This window comes from Desulfoferula mesophila (assembly GCF_037076455.1).
GTDB lineage: Bacteria > Desulfobacterota > Desulfarculia > Desulfarculales > Desulfarculaceae > Desulfoferula > Desulfoferula mesophila.
Window position 1 is genome coordinate 502,693 of record NZ_AP028679.1, and the last position, 14,474, is coordinate 517,166.

At 65.6% G+C, this 14,474-nt stretch carries 7 protein-coding genes; 6 read left to right on the forward strand and 1 reads right to left on the reverse strand.

The features are described from left to right. Positions 1 to 18: 18 nt before the first annotated feature. Both AACH32_RS02335 and AACH32_RS02340 read left to right on the forward strand, forming a co-directional pair. On the forward strand, positions 19 to 4,227 hold the full coding sequence (locus AACH32_RS02335) for an acyl-CoA dehydratase activase (protein ID WP_338605062.1): 4,209 nt from the start codon (positions 19 to 21) through the stop codon (positions 4,225 to 4,227). A 131-nt stretch (positions 4,228 to 4,358) separates the two neighbouring features. Beyond that, positions 4,359 to 6,296 carry an Rne/Rng family ribonuclease gene (locus AACH32_RS02340; RefSeq protein WP_338605063.1) on the forward strand — a complete coding sequence of 646 codons (1,938 nt, stop codon included), beginning with the start codon at positions 4,359 to 4,361 and terminating at the stop codon, positions 6,294 to 6,296. A gap of 1 nt (position 6,297) precedes the next feature. Here the strand turns inward: AACH32_RS02340 and AACH32_RS02345 are convergent, their stop codons facing one another. Further along, positions 6,298 to 7,458: a CaiB/BaiF CoA transferase family protein gene (locus AACH32_RS02345; RefSeq protein ID WP_338605065.1), complete on the reverse strand. Its 1,161-nt coding sequence runs from the start codon at positions 7,456 to 7,458 to the stop codon at positions 6,298 to 6,300. 772 nt (positions 7,459 to 8,230) lie between these two features. Between AACH32_RS02345 and aprB the strand changes: the two genes are divergently transcribed. The 4 genes from aprB (at position 8,231) to AACH32_RS02365 (ending at position 14,433) form a co-directional block, all read left to right on the forward strand. Further along, positions 8,231 to 8,686, forward strand: coding sequence for an adenylyl-sulfate reductase subunit beta (gene aprB, locus AACH32_RS02350; RefSeq protein WP_338605067.1), 456 nt, complete (start codon positions 8,231 to 8,233; stop codon positions 8,684 to 8,686). A gap of 29 nt (positions 8,687 to 8,715) precedes the next feature. Then, positions 8,716 to 10,581: an adenylyl-sulfate reductase subunit alpha gene (aprA, locus tag AACH32_RS02355; protein WP_338605068.1), complete on the forward strand. Its 1,866-nt coding sequence runs from the start codon at positions 8,716 to 8,718 to the stop codon at positions 10,579 to 10,581. Between the two features lie 379 nt (positions 10,582 to 10,960). Beyond that, the gene (locus tag AACH32_RS02360) at positions 10,961 to 12,199 is read left to right on the forward strand and encodes a CoB--CoM heterodisulfide reductase iron-sulfur subunit A family protein (protein WP_338605070.1); all 1,239 of its coding nucleotides are present in this window, start codon (positions 10,961 to 10,963) and stop codon (positions 12,197 to 12,199) included. 5 nt (positions 12,200 to 12,204) lie between these two features. Beyond that, complete coding sequence (locus tag AACH32_RS02365) at positions 12,205 to 14,433, forward strand: hydrogenase iron-sulfur subunit (RefSeq protein ID WP_338605072.1); 2,229 nt, start codon at positions 12,205 to 12,207, stop codon at positions 14,431 to 14,433. Positions 14,434 to 14,474 lie beyond the last annotated feature (41 nt).

A 14,474-nucleotide genomic window follows, 5' to 3' on the forward strand; every position in this document is an offset into this window, starting at 1 on the left:
CATCCGGAAAGGTGCGGCATGAGCGAATCCTCCGTTGGCGACAAGGTGACGGATAAAGGCAAACTCTACCTGGGCCTGGACGTGGGCTCGGTCAGCCTGGACACGGTGGTCCTGGACGGCGAAGGCCAGATTCTCCTGGCCGACTACACCCGCACCAAGGGACGGCCCCTGGCCGTGGCCGCCGAGGTGTTGGGTGGGGTGGTGGAGCGCTTCGGCCGCGAGTCCTTCGCGGCGGTGGCGGTTACCGGCAGCGGCGCCCCCACCTTGACCCCCCTGTTGGGCGGCGAGGTGGTCAACGAGATCATCGCCGCGGCCCGGGGGGTGCAGCGCTTGTGTCCCCAGGCCCGCACCGTCATCGACATGGGCGGCGAGGACGCCAAGCTGATCCTGGTCAGCCCCGGCCCGGACGGCGGGCTGCGCATCGAAGACTTCGCCATGAACACCATGTGCGCGGCGGGCACCGGCTCCTTTTTGGACCAGCAGTCCCACCGGTTGCAGCTGACCATCGAGCAGTTCTCGGAGATCGCCCTGAACAGCGCCAACCCGCCGCGGCTGGCCGGGCGCTGCAGCGTGTTCGCCAAGAGCGACATGATCCACCTGCAACAGGAAGCCACCCCGGACTACGACATCGTGGCCGGGCTGTGCTTCGCCATGGCCCGCAACCTCAAGTCCAACATCGCCAAGGGCAAGAAGGTGGTGCCGCCGGTGGCTTTCATCGGCGGGGTGGCCGCCAACCAGGGGGTGCACCGGGCCCTCAAGGAAATCTTGAAGCTGGCCGATGACGAGCTTTTGGTGCCCCCTGACTTCGGCTGCGTGGGGGCCCTGGGCGCGGCCCTGTTCGCCCAGGACAAGGGCCTGGTGGCCCCCCTGACCGATCTGGCGGACCTGGAGCGGCGGGCGGCCGAGGTGGCCGGGGAAACCAAGCGCCTGCCCAAGCTCATGCTGGGCGAGCACCACGGCAAAAACCTGCAGGAAATCAAGGTGCCCGAAGGGCAGCTGACCGGCTACCTGGGGGTGGACGTGGGTTCCATTTCCACCAACGTGGTGGTCATCGACCCAGAGGGCAACGTGCTCTCCAAGCAGTACCTGCTCACCGCCGGGCGGCCCCTGGAGGCGGTCAAGGAGGGCCTGCGCCTGGCCGGGGCCGAGATCGGCGACCGGGTGACCATCCTGGGCGCGGGCACCACCGGCTCGGGCCGCTACCTCACCGCCGACTTCATCGGGGCGGACATCGTGCGCAACGAGATCACCGCCCAGGCCACCGCCGCGGCCCACATCGACCCCGAGGTGGACACCATCTTCGAGATCGGGGGCCAGGACTCCAAGTACATCTCCTTGGAGAACGGGGCCATCGTGGACTTCATGATGAACAAGGTCTGCGCGGCGGGCACCGGCAGCTTTCTGGAGGAGCAGGCCGAGAAGCTGGGCATCCAGATCAAGGGCGAGTTCGGCTCCAAGGCCCTGGCCGCGCCCAACCCGGTGCGCATGGGCGAGCGCTGCACCGTGTTCATGGAATCGGACCTGGTGTCCCACCAGGCCGCCGGGGCCGAGATCGACGACCTGGTGGCCGGGCTCAGCTATTCCATCGTGCACAACTACCTGAACAAGGTGGTGGAAGACCGCAAGATCGGGGGGCGTATCTTCTACCAGGGGGCCACCGCCGCCAACCAGGGCATCGTGGCCGCCTTCGAGGCGGTGACCGGACGCCCCATCATCGTGCCCCCCCACCACGACGTGACCGGGGCCATCGGCGCGGCCCTTTTGGCCATGCGCGAGCGCACCTGGAAAGAAAGCTCCTTCAAGGGCTTCCAGATCAGCGAGACCGGCTACGAGATCACCACCTTCGAGTGCTCGGGCTGCCCCAACACCTGCTCCATCCGCAAGGTCAAGGTGGAGGGCCTGGACAAGCCGCTGTTCTACGGCTCGCGTTGCGAAAAATACGACGTGGACCGCGACGCCCAGGTGCGCGAGGACATCCCCGACCTGTTCGCCGAGCGCGAGGAAATGTTGCTTTCCTACGCGGGACCGGTGGACCCTGGGCGCAAAAAAGGCGTGATCGGCATTCCCCGCACCATGTTCTTCCGGGAATGGCTGCCCTTTTTCAGCGCCTTCTTGAACGCCCTGGGCTTCGAGGTGCAGATCTCCGGGCCCAGCACCAAGCGCCTGATCCACAAGGGCGTGGAGGCGGTGGTCAACGAGCCCTGCTTCCCGGTGAAGGTGGCCCACGGCCACCTGGCCGAGCTCATCGAGGCCGGGGTGGAGAAAATTTTACTGCCCTCGCTGGTCAACCTGCCCGCGCCGGGCAACGAGCTGACCTACGGCCAGGTGTGCCCCTATGCCCAGACCCTGTGCTACACCGCCCCGGCGGCCCTGGACTTTGGCAAGAGCGAGCTAATCGACAGCCCGCTGCGCTTTGGCTACGACGGGGCCACCATGCGCAAGGACCTCAAGGCCCTGGCCAAACGGCTGGGCGCCGGGACCCGGGGGCTCGGCCAGGCCATCGCCGCCGGCTGGGAGGCCCAGCACGACTTCAGCCGCCGCCTGGTGGAGCGGGGCAGGGAGGTCTTGGCCTCCATGAAGCCGGACGACCGGGCCATGGTGGTGATCAGCCGCCCCTACAACGGGGCCGACCCCGGCCTCAACCTGGGCCTGCCCCAGAAGATGCGCCATCTGGGGGTCTACTCCATCCCCATGGATTTCCTCGACTTGGACCAGCACATGGGCCATCCCGAGCTGTCCGAGATGTACTGGCGCTACGGCCAGAAGATTTTGGCCTCGGCCCTTCAGGTGCGCCAAGACCCTCGCCTGCACGCGGTGTACATCACCAACTTCGGCTGCGGGCCCGACAGCTTCATCGGCCATTTCTTTAGACGCATCATGGAGGGCAAGCCCTTCCTGGAGATCGAGATCGACGAGCACTCGGCCGACGTGGGGGCCATCACCCGCCTGGAGGCCTTCCTGGACTCCCTGGGCAACGTGACCACCGCCCCGCCCAAGGCCACCACCACCCGGCGGCGCAACATCCAGCCCGGCGAGCGCACCATCTACATTCCACCCATGACCGACCACTCGGTGGCCGTGGCCGCGGCCTTCGCCGCCTGCGGGGGGCATGCCGAAGTGTTGCCCGAGAGCGACCAGCGCACCCTGGAACTGGGCCGCCGCTATACCTCGGGCAAGGAGTGCTACCCCTGCGCCCTGACCACCGGCGACCTCTTGAAGCTGCTGATGGATGAAAAGGTGCCCGCCGACCAGGTGGCCTTTTTCATGCCCGGCGGCACCGGCCCCTGCCGCTTCGGCCAATACCACCGCTACCACCGCCTGATCCTGGACGAGCTGGGCTTTAACCAGGCCCGCATCTACTCGCCGGACCAGTCGGAGGTTTTCTACAAGGAACTCGGCATGGTGGGCGGCAGCGACTTCGTGCGCCTGGGCTGGCAGGGCCTGGTGGCCGTGGATCTGCTCAAAAAGGCCCTGCACGAAACTCGGCCCTACGAGGACCACCCCGGCGATTGCGACGAGGTGTACCACCACATGCTGGACCGGGTCTCCGAGGTGATCCGGGCCAAGGGCGACCTCAAGCCGGTGATGGCCGAGGCCCGCCACGAGTTCGCGGCGGTGAGGCGCTCCGGCCAAAACCATAGGCCCCTGGTGGGAGTGGTGGGCGAGATCTACACCCGGGCCAACAGCTTTGCCAACGAGGACGTCGTGCGCACCATCGAGGCCCTGGGCGGCGAGGCCTGGACCCCCACCATCGGCGAGTGGGTGCTCTACACCAACTTCACCTCCGCGGTGCGGGCCAAGATGCTCAAAAAGCGCCGCGACCTCATCGGCACCCTGTTGGAGAACTACTTCCAGCACAAGGACGAGCGCAACCTGGCCAAGCCCTGGGCCGGGGCCCTCAAGAGCCTGCACGAGCCGGACGTCAAGGAAGTGCTCAAGATGGCCCACCCCTATCTGGAGCCCAGCTTCGAGGGCGAGGCCATCCTCTCCCTGGGCAAGAGCCGGGACATGTTCAGCCGGGGGGCCTCGGGGGTGGTCAACGTGATCCCCTTCACCTGCATGCCCGGCACCATCGTCAACGCCCTGATGAAGCGCTTCCGGGAAGACCACGGCAACCTGCCCTTTTTGCCCATGGCCATGGACGGCCAGGAGCAGACCGGCAGCCGCATCCGCCTGGAGGCCTTCATGCACCAGGTGCGCCAGTTCCAGCAGGCCCGCGAAAACTGATTTGCCAGCAAAAACAAGCGGTCCCCTTTCGGCTAGGCCGGAGGGGGACCGTTTTGCCCCAAGCGGGCCCCACTAAAAACTTTCCCACGACTCCGTAGCAAAAATTCAAGGATTCAGGTAAGCTGGCCTACATGTCACGCAAAATGCTCATAAACGCCACCGGGGTGGAGGAACTCAGGGTGGCGGTGGTCGAGGAGGGCCGGTTGGAGGCCTTTTACGTGGAGACCGCCGCCCAAGCCCAGACCCGGGGCAACATCTACAAGGGGGTGGTGGCCAACGTGGAGCCCAGTCTCCAGGCCGCCTTCATCGATTACGGCCGCGCCAAGCACGGCTTTTTGCAGATATCGGATCTGCGCAACGATCTTTGGGGCGAACACCAGACCCCGGCCAAGGGCCTGCCGCCCTTGCAGGACGTGCTCAAAAAGGGCCGTCAGCTTCTGGTGCAGGTGGTCAAGGAGGAGACCGGCAACAAGGGCGCGGCCCTGACCACCCATCTGTCCATTCCCGGCCAATACCTGGTGGTCACCCCCGGCCATTCCCACGTGGGGGTTTCCCGCCAGATCGCCGACGACAAGGAGCGCAGCCGCATCAAAGAGGTGCTGGACTCCCTGGAGCGGCCCGAGGGCCTGGGGGTGATCGCCCGCACCGCGGCCGAGGGGCGCTCCAAGCGCGATATCACCACCAACCTGAAGCAGCTCATCCGCCTGTGGGAGGATATCGAAAAGCGGGGCAAGGAAGCCAAGCCCCGCACCCTGATCCACAAGGAGGAGGAACTGGCGGTGCGCACGGTGCGCGACCTGTTCACCTCCGACCTGGGCGAGATATTGGTGGACGACCCTGTGGTGTTCCAGCGGGTGAGCACCTTCGTGGGCACGGTGAACCCTCGGCGCAAGAAGATCGTCAAGCTCTACCAGCAGCAGCGGCCCATCTTCGCCAAGTACGCTCTGGAAGAGCAGATATCGAGCGTTTACCAGCCGGCGGTGCGCCTGCCTTCCGGGGGCGGCATCGTCATCAGCCCCACCGAGGCCCTGGTGGCGGTGGATGTCAACTCCGGCAAGACCGCCGGGGGCAGGCAACTGGAGGACACCGCCCTGGCCGTGAACCTGGAGGCGGCGGCCGAGATAGCCCGCCAGTTGCGCCTGCGAGACCTGGGCGGGCTGATCGTAATAGATTTCATAGACATGCGCGACCGCTCCAACCAGCGCAAGGTGCGCAAGGCCCTGGGCGACGCGCTAAAGGGCGACAAGGCCAAGACCACGGTGGGCCATATCAGCCGCTTCGGGCTGTTGGAGATGAGCCGCCAGCGCATCCGCCCGGCCATAGACTTCGGGGCCACCCGCACCTGTCCGGTGTGCCAGGGCCGGGGCCTGCTGCTCACCAGCGAGGCCCTGGGGCGCAAGGTGCTCAGGGACCTGGAGCTCAAGCTCCGGGGCTACGGCGGCAAGGGGCTCAAGGTGCGTCTGGCCCCGGAAACCGCCCACCACCTGCAAAACGTCAAACGGGTGGAACTGGCCCGCCTGGAGTCGGTCAGCGGGGTGTGCCTGGAGCTGGTGGCCGACCACAGCGTGGACCTGGACGACTGCAAGACCGAGGCCTGCGGCGAACCCTGGGCCGTGACCCCTGTGCCCAAGGAGCCGGAGCCGGTGGCTCCGCCGCCGGCCGCCGCGCCGCCCAAACCGGTGGCTCCGGCCCCGGCCAAGCCGGCCCCCGCCGAGGAGGGCCGGGCCGAGGCCGCCCCGGCCAAGCCGGCCGCGCGCAAGCGCCGCCGCAGCCGCAAGAAACCGGCCCCCGAGGCCAAGGCGGACGCCGGCGAAGCCTCCCAGGCCCCAGCCCCTCCGGTTTCGCCCCCGGAGCCGGCCCCCCAAGCGGCTCCCCAGAGTGCGGAACCGGCCGCCAACGGCCAAACCCCGCCCGAGGAAACCGCGCCCGCGGCCAAGAAGCGCCGCCGCCGCCGTCCCTCCGGGGCCCAGCGCCGGGCCCGGGCCAAGGCCAAGGCCCGGGAAGAATCCCAGAACGGGGCTGCGCCGGACGCCGGGAACCAGGGAGCGGACGCCGCGGCCGAGGGCTAGGCTAGGCCAGCTTTACCACTCCCCGGCCGGCCAGTTCCTGCATCTGGTCTTGGTTGAGGCCCAGCCCGGCCAACACCCGGGCGCTGTCCTGGCCCAGGGCCGGGGGCGGATCGGTGGCGGCCAGGGGCGACCCCGACATCTTCAGGGGGCAGGCCAACTGCACCCCGTCCTCCAGGGGCTCGGCCAGGCCCCGCTCCCCGGCCAGGGGCGAGGCCACCGCCTCGGGCAGCGAGAGCACCGGCTCGCAACAAGCGTCGTGGGCCGCCCAAAACTCGCTCCACTGCTCGCGGGTGCGCCCGGCGAAGATGGCGGCCACCTCCTGAACGGCCTCCGGCCCGGCGAACTGCTTGTCCACCAGGTCGGGGCGCTCCACCGCCCGGCAAAACGTCCGCCAAAACTTGGGCTCCAGGGCCCCCAGGGAGAACCAGCCCCCGTCCTTGGTGCGGTAGAGGTTGTAGCAGGGGTAGGCCCCGTTGAGGGTCATGCCCTTGGGGCGGGGGGCGTCCAGGCCGGCCTGCACCCCGGCCCAGATCATGGTGGCCAGGGACATGGAGCCGTCGAACATGGCCGTGTCCACGTGCTGGCCCCGGCCGGTGCGCTCCCGCTGGTACAGGGCGGCCAATACTCCGGTCAGGCCCAGCAGCGCCCCTCCGGCCAGGTCGGCCATCTGCACCCCGGGAATGGCCAGGTTTTCCTCGTGGCCGCCGGTGAGGCTCAACACCCCGGCCAGGGCCAGGTAGTTGATGTCGTGCCCCGCCTTGTGGGCCAGGGAGCCCTGCTGGCCGTAGCCGGAGATGGACACCTGGATCAGGCGGGGTTGCCGAGCGCTCAGGGTGGGGAACTCCAGGCCCAGGCGGCTCATGACCCCCGGCCGGAACCCCTCCACCAGCACGTCGTAATCCTGTGCCAGGCGCAACAGGAGGTCGCGCCCCGCCGGGTCCTTGAGGTTCAGAGCCAGGCTTTTCTTGCCCCGGTTCAGGGCCGCGAAATAGGGGGAGTCCTCTTCTTCGCCGCCGGTGACGCTGCGGCTGTAGTCGCCGCCCACCGGGTTTTCCACCTTGAGCACCTCGGCCCCTAGGCAGGCCATGAGCCAGCTCAGGTAGAGGCCGGGCAGGTTGAGGCAAAGATCCAGCACCTTGATTCCGCTTAGGGCATGGGGCACACGCACCTCCCTGGCCACGCATTTCGGGCCCCTTGGGGCCAGATTGGGGTCTAGCGGCTTATCATGCTGAAATCAAAGATGGTCTATCGGCGAGTTCTCCGGTTGCCAGCCTTTTCGAATCATTGGGGCGCCAAGCATTTTGGGAGGCGCACCGGCCTCCCGGCCATGGCGCCGGTTCCCTAGATTATTATCCCACCAAAACCCTAAATAACATAAAACAAGTGGTGTTTGCTCGCGCTTTGCGGCCGGATTCCGGGCCGCCGGAGCCTCGCTGGGCGGCGCCTGGTGGAAAAAAGGCCCGGCAAGGCGAAAGGCGCCGGGGTTCGCGAAAATGCCGGCTACCCTATCCCTCTGGAAATCGTTCTGAATTGGCCTGATCCGGACTTTGTGACGAATAACACATTTTTCTTGACATCAAAGATAACTCTACGTTAGAAAAGGCCGACCCCATGGAAAAAGTAGGCCGAATCCTCTGTGGCGCCTGGTCGCCCGAGACCAAAAGGCTGCGAGGGAATGGCGAAATTGCTTGACATGGGGGGTAAGTGCGGGATAGTTTGTTCCCATACGCACAATCGATGGTTTTCGTCCCCAGGTTCGGTTCGGGGACGTGTCCATAAAAGTGAGGTAGAGACCAAACTCGAGTAAAAAGCTCGAAGGAGGCGTGAGGGAAATTAGGGACGTGAACTGGCCCCGCCTAGGGAGGTTGGGCTCATTTGGTAGTCGTTTAGGCAGGTTGCAAAAGGCCAACCCGTCAACACTACGGAGGAACTGAATGCCAAGTTTTGTCATTGTTGAAAAGTGCGATGGCTGCAAGGGTCAGGATAAGACCGCTTGTATGTACATCTGCCCCAACGACCTTATGCTCCTGGACAAGGACGGGTCGCTTGGCTACGGCGAGATGAAGGCCTTCAACCGCGACCCCGCCATGTGCTGGGAGTGCTACAACTGCGTCAAGATCTGCCCCCAGCAGGCCATTGACGTTCGCGGTTATGCCGACTTCGTGCCCATGGGCGCCAGCTGCGTACCGCTGCGCGGCTCGGACAACATTATGTGGACCGTCAAGTTCCGTGACGGCGCGGTCAAACGCTTCAAGTTCCCCATCCGGACCACTGGTGAGGGCGCGGCTGCTCCCTTGGGTGGCTTTGATGAGGGCAGTGGCGACATCAACAGCATCGACCTGATGACCGAGCCGGCCTCCACGGGCCAGGACAAGACGCCCACCCTGTAGGGGCGCGAAGGTTTAGGAGGTAAGGAACTATGGCGAATTTTGAGACTGTGGAGGTCACCACTGACCTTCTGATCTGTGGTGGCGGCATGGCCGCGGCCGGCGCGGCCGTCGAGGCTGCCTACTGGGCCAAGAAAAACGGCCTGAAGGTGACCTTGGTCGACAAGGCCGCTTTTGACCGCTCCGGCGCCGTGGCCATGGGCCTGAGCGCCATCAACGAGTACATCGGCTACGCTGCCGGCGACAACAGCCTCGCCGACTACGTGAACTACGTCAAGCAGGACCTGATGGGCATCGCCCGTGACGACTTGGTGTACAACATCGCCCGTCACGTCGACAGCTCCGTGCACCTGTTTGAAAAATGGGGTCTGCCCATCTGGACCGACGAGAACGGCAAGTACGTTCGCGAGGGTCGTTGGCAGATCATGATCAACGGCGAGTCCTACAAGGTCATCGTGGCCGAGGCCGCCAAAAACGCCATGAACGAGGCCGGCTTCGAGATTCTCGAGCGCGTGTTCATCGTGGGCCCGATCATGGACGGCGAGCGCGTGGCTGGCGCCTACGGCTTCAGCACCCGCGAGAACAAGTTCTACGTGTTCAAGGCCAAGGCCGTCTGCGCCATGATGGGCGGCGCCGTGCACGTGTTCCGTCCCCGGAGCGTCGGCGAAGGTCTGGGCCGTTCCTGGTATCCGCCCTTCAACAGCGGTTCCAGCGCCTACTTCACCATCCAGGCGGGCGCCGAGATGACCTGCCAGGAGATCCGCTTCATCCCCGTGCGCTTCAAGGACGCCTATGGTCCTGTGGGCGCCTGGTTCCTGCTCTTCAAGAGCCGTGCGACCAGCGCGACCGGCGGCGAGTACATGGTGGAGCGCAAGGCCGAGCTGCAGAACTGGGCTCCCTATGGCCTGGTGAAGCCGATCCCGGCCAACCTGCGTAACTACCTGGGCATGCTCGACACCGACGCCGGCCTGGGTCCGTTGTACATGGAGACCGCCGAGGCCATCCAGAAGCTGGCCGCCGCGGCTCCCGACGAGAAGGCCTTCAAGAAGAAGATGAAGTCTCTGGAGGCCGAGGCTTGGGAGGACTTCCTGGACATGACCGTGAGCCAGGCTATCCTCTGGGCCGCCAGCAACATCTACCCTGAGAAGAGCCGCTCCGAGATCGCCGCTTGCGAGCCCTACTTCATCGGTTCCCACTCCGGTGGCTCCGGTGCCTGGGTTTCCGGCCCCGAAGATCTCGAGACCCCCTACAAGTGGGGCTACGGCAACATGACCACGGTGCAGGGCCTGTTCTCCGCCGGTGACGGCACGGGCGCCAGCAGCCACAAGTTCTCCAGCGGTTCTCACGCCGAGGGCCGTTACGCCGCCAAGCAGGCCGTCCGGTTCATCCTGGACAACAACAGCCAGCCCAGCGTGGGCGACGTGGATGCCCTCAAGGCCAAGTGCATGGCTCCCATGGACCGCTTCGAGCAGTTCAAGGGCATGACCACCGACCCGGAGATCAACCCCAACTACATCCGTCCCATGAGCTTCATGTTCCGTTTGCAGAAGATCATGGACGAGTACGCTGGTGGCGTGGTCAGCGCGTTCAAGACCTCCAAGGCCCTGTTGGAGCGCGGCATCGAGCTGCTCGACATGCTGAAGGAAGACGCCGAGAAACTGGCGGCCGAGGACAGCTACGAGCTGGAGCGCTGCTGGGAGAACACCCACCGCATGTGGCAGGCTGAGGCCCACGTGCGCACCATCCTCTTCCGCGAGGAGACCCGTTGGCCCGGCTACTACTTCCGCGCCGACACTCCCAAGATGGACGAGGCCAATTGGAAGTGCTTCGTGAACTGCACTTTCAAGGACGGTGAGTGGAAGTTCGAGAAGAAGGAAGTCGTCGACCTGCTCGGCTAACTTCCATGTTTTGACCTGATAGCAACTCCAGGCGCCGCCCATGGGCGCCTGGAGTTTTTTGCCCGTATCGGGCCCCGGAGGCCCGAAACGGACAAAAGACCCCGCTCGGCGAGGCCCTGGCCCCGCCGCCGGGAAGTTGCCGTGCTGATTGGCCAAAATGACTTCCGTTCAGGGAAGAGTTTTTCTGGACTGGGGCGGCGCGGCCATAGTATATTCGGTGATCGATTATCCGCCGGTTTCCCTAATAGGCCCGGCAAACCGCTCGGCGAAATGCGCTGGGGATCAACCAGGGGCTTGGCCCCCGGGCCCCGCCCGCCCGGCGGAACAGATTTGTTTTAGTTAGGTCAACAGCTATATCCCTTGCGAGGAGGACAGCACGATGGGCCAATCCATACTGGTCGTCGGCGGGGGCATGAGCGGCGTCAGCGCGGCGCTGGAAGCTGCCGAAGCCGGCTACGATGTAGTGCTGGTGGAGAAAAATCCTTATCTCGGCGGCCGCGTGGCCCAGCTCCACCAATACTTCCCCAAACTGTGCCCGCCCTATTGCGGACTGGAAATCAACTTCAAGCGCATAAAGTCCAACCCGCGCATCAAGCTCTACACCATGAGCGAGGTCACGGGCATCGAGGGCCAGGCGGGCGACTACAAGGTGACCATCGCCCAACAGCCCCGCTACGTCAACGAGCGCTGCACCGTCTGCGGCAAGTGCGCCGAAGCGGTCGAGGCCACCATCCCCAGCCCCTTCGACTACGGCCTGGGCGAGATCAAGGCGGCCTACCTGCCCCACGAGCTGGCCTATCCCTACCGCTACGTCATCGATCCCAGCATCGTGGAGACCGAAGACGGGGCCAAGGCCAAGGAGGCCTGCCCCTACGACGCGGTGGTGCTCGATGACGCCGCCAAGGAGATCACCGAGGAGGCCGGGGCCATCGTGTGGGCCGCCGGCTGGACCCCCTACGACGTCTCCAAGGTGGAGTACTACAACGTAGACAGCAGCCCGGACATCATCACCAACGTGCAGATGGAGCGCCTGGCGGCGGCAAACGGCCCCACCGGCGGCAAGATCGTCAAGCTGAGCAACGGCGAAGCCCCCAAGAAGGTGGCCTTCGTGCAGTGCGCCGGCAGCCGCGACGTGAACCACCTGCCCTTCTGTTCCACCATTTGCTGTCTGGCCAGCCTCAAGCAGGCCACCTACGTCCGCGAGCAGCTCAAGGACGCCGAGGTGACCATCTACTTCATCGACATCCGGGCCATGGACCGCAACGAGGACTTCTACACCAAGGTGAAGGCCGACGAGAAGATCAGCTTTGTGAAAAGCAAGGTCGGCCTTATCGAGCCCGGCGAAAACGGCATGCTGGTGCTGAACGGCGAGAACACCACCACCGGCGAGCGCTTCAAGGCCGAGCACGACCTGGTCGTGTTGGCCGCGGGCATGCAACCCAACACCGATCTGAGCAAGATTCCGGCCGATATGGTCTATGACGAGTACGGCTTCGTGCAGAGCGCCGAGGGCATCTTCGGCGCGGGCACGGTTCGCCGGCCCGGCGAGGTGCACGTCAGCGTGCAGGACGGGACGTCGGCGGCGCTCAAGGCCATCCAAGTAGTGGCCGGGAGGTAGTGATCATGGATAAGAACCAAGCGTGCTATCTCTGCAAAGGTTGCGGCCTCGGCGAGGCCCTGGATTTTGATAACCTGCAGGAGGTCGTGGAAGAGGCCGGCATCGGCGAGGTCAAGTTCCACGACGCCCTGTGCTCTCCCGACGGCGTAGCCCTAATCCAGGGCGACGTGGACGGCGGGGTCAACGCGGTGCTCATCGGCGCCTGCTCCTCGCGGGTCAAAAACGACGAGTTCAACTTCGGGCCCCAGGTCATCGTGGAGCGGGCCAGCCTGCGCGAGCAGGCCCTGCTGTGCTCCGAGGCCGAGTACGAGGGCGAGGAAGAGGCCGGCGAGGACCGCCAGATGCTGGCGGCCGACTATCTGCGCATGAGCGCGGTGAAGCTGGCCAAGTCCAACGTGCCCGTGCCCTTCCAGCTGGAGCTGGAGCCCGAGACCGCCCTCATGGTGGTGGGCGGCGGCGTGGCCGGCATCAACGCGGCCCTGGCCGCGGCCAAGACCGGCACCCAGGTCTACCTGGTGGAAAAGGAAGGCGCCCTGGGCGGCTTCCTGGGCAAGATGGCCAAGCTGGCCCCGGAGAACCCGCCCTATCAGGAGCTGGAAGACCCCGGCCTGGAGGCCCTGGTGGCCCAGGTGGAGGCCGACGAGAAGATCAAGGTCTACACCGGCACCACCGTGGACAAGACCGAAGGCGCCCCGGGCAACTTCACCGTGACCCTCACGGGCGGCGACAGCTTCCGCTGCGGGGCCATCGTGCAGGCCACCGGTTGGCTGCCCTACGAGCCCGAGAAGCTGGCCGACGAGCTGGCCTACGGCACCAGCCCCAATATCATCACCAACGTGGACATGGAAGCCAAAGCCAAGGGCGGCGACCTGGGCGGCCTGGGCGCGGTGGCTTTTATCCAGTGCGCGGGCAGCCGCGACCAGAACCACCTGCCCTACTGCTCGGCGGTGTGCTGTACCGTGAGCCTCAAGCAGGCCATGCTGGTCAAGGAGGCCAACCCCGAGGCGGCGGTCTACGTCATCTACAAGGACATCCGCACCCCCGGCCAGAGCGAGGAAGTCTATCGCGAGGCCCAGCGCAAGGGCGTGGTGTTCATCCGCCGCGACGAGGACTACCCCAAGATCAGCGAATCCGGCGGCAAGCTGGCCATCGAAACCAAGGACATGACCCTCAACGACACCGTTGAGATCGACGAACTGGACCTGGTGGTGCTGGCCACCGGCATGAAGCCCAACAACCCCAAGGTGGTGGACGCGCCTCTGGTGGCCCTGGGCATGGACCAGGAAGCGGCCAAGAAGCTGGCCGCGGAGGCCAAGGCGGCCTGCGACTCCTGGTCGGTGCTCAATCTGCAGTACCGCCAGGGCCCCAACCTGCCCACCCTGAAGTATGCCTACCCGGACAGCCACTTCATCTGCTTCCCCTACGAGACCCGGCGCACCGGCATCTACGCGGCGGGGACCGTGCGGCGGCCCATGCGGGTCACCCAGGCGGTGGAAGACGCCACCGGCGCGGCGCTCAAGGCCATCCAGGCGGCCCGCGCGGCGGCCGAGGGCGTGGCGGTGCATCCGCGCAGCGGCGACATGAGCTTCCCCGAGTTCGCCATGCAACGCTGCACCCAGTGCAAGCGCTGCACCGAGGAATGTCCCTTCGGGGCCATCAACGAGGACGAGAAGGCCAACCCGCTGCCCAACCCCACCCGCTGCCGTCGCTGCGGCGTGTGCATGGGCGCCTGCCCCGAGCGCATCATCAGCTTCAAGAACTACTCCGTGGACATGATCGGTTCGATGATCAAGTCCATCGAGGTGCCCGAGGAAGACGAGGAGAAGCCACGGGTGGTGGTCTTGGCCTGCGAGAACGACGCCCTGCCGGCCATCGACATGGCCGCGCGCAAGGGCCACAAGTGGAGCCCCTACGTGCGCTTCATCCCGGTGCGCTGCCTGGGTTCCATCAACCTGGTGTGGATCGCCGACGCGTTGTCTTCGGGCATCGACGGCGTGATGCTCTTCGGCTGCCGCCACGGGGACGATTATCAGTGCCACTTCATCAAGGGCTCTGAGCTGGCCAACGTGCGCATGTCCAAGATCTCCGAGACCTTGGACCGCCTGGTGCTGGAAAGCGACCGGGTGCGGGTGGAAGAGATCAGCTTCAACGAAGTGGACCGCATTCCCGAGATCATCAGCGAGTTCATGGAAACCATCGAGGAAGTCGGACCCAACCCCTATAAGGGATTCTAGCCTGATAAAGGGGGCCCGCCGCCAGGTGGGCCCCCTTCACC

Coding starts and splice junctions, on each gene's coding strand:
- AACH32_RS02335 (WP_338605062.1), top strand. CDS start 19: ATGAGCGAATCCTCCGTTGGCGACAAGGTGACGGATAAAGGCAAACTC.
- AACH32_RS02340 (WP_338605063.1), top strand. CDS start 4,359: ATGTCACGCAAAATGCTCATAAACGCCACCGGGGTGGAGGAACTCAGG.
- aprB (WP_338605067.1), top strand. CDS start 8,231: ATGCCAAGTTTTGTCATTGTTGAAAAGTGCGATGGCTGCAAGGGTCAG.
- aprA (WP_338605068.1), top strand. CDS start 8,716: ATGGCGAATTTTGAGACTGTGGAGGTCACCACTGACCTTCTGATCTGT.
- AACH32_RS02360 (WP_338605070.1), top strand. CDS start 10,961: ATGGGCCAATCCATACTGGTCGTCGGCGGGGGCATGAGCGGCGTCAGC.
- AACH32_RS02365 (WP_338605072.1), top strand. CDS start 12,205: ATGGATAAGAACCAAGCGTGCTATCTCTGCAAAGGTTGCGGCCTCGGC.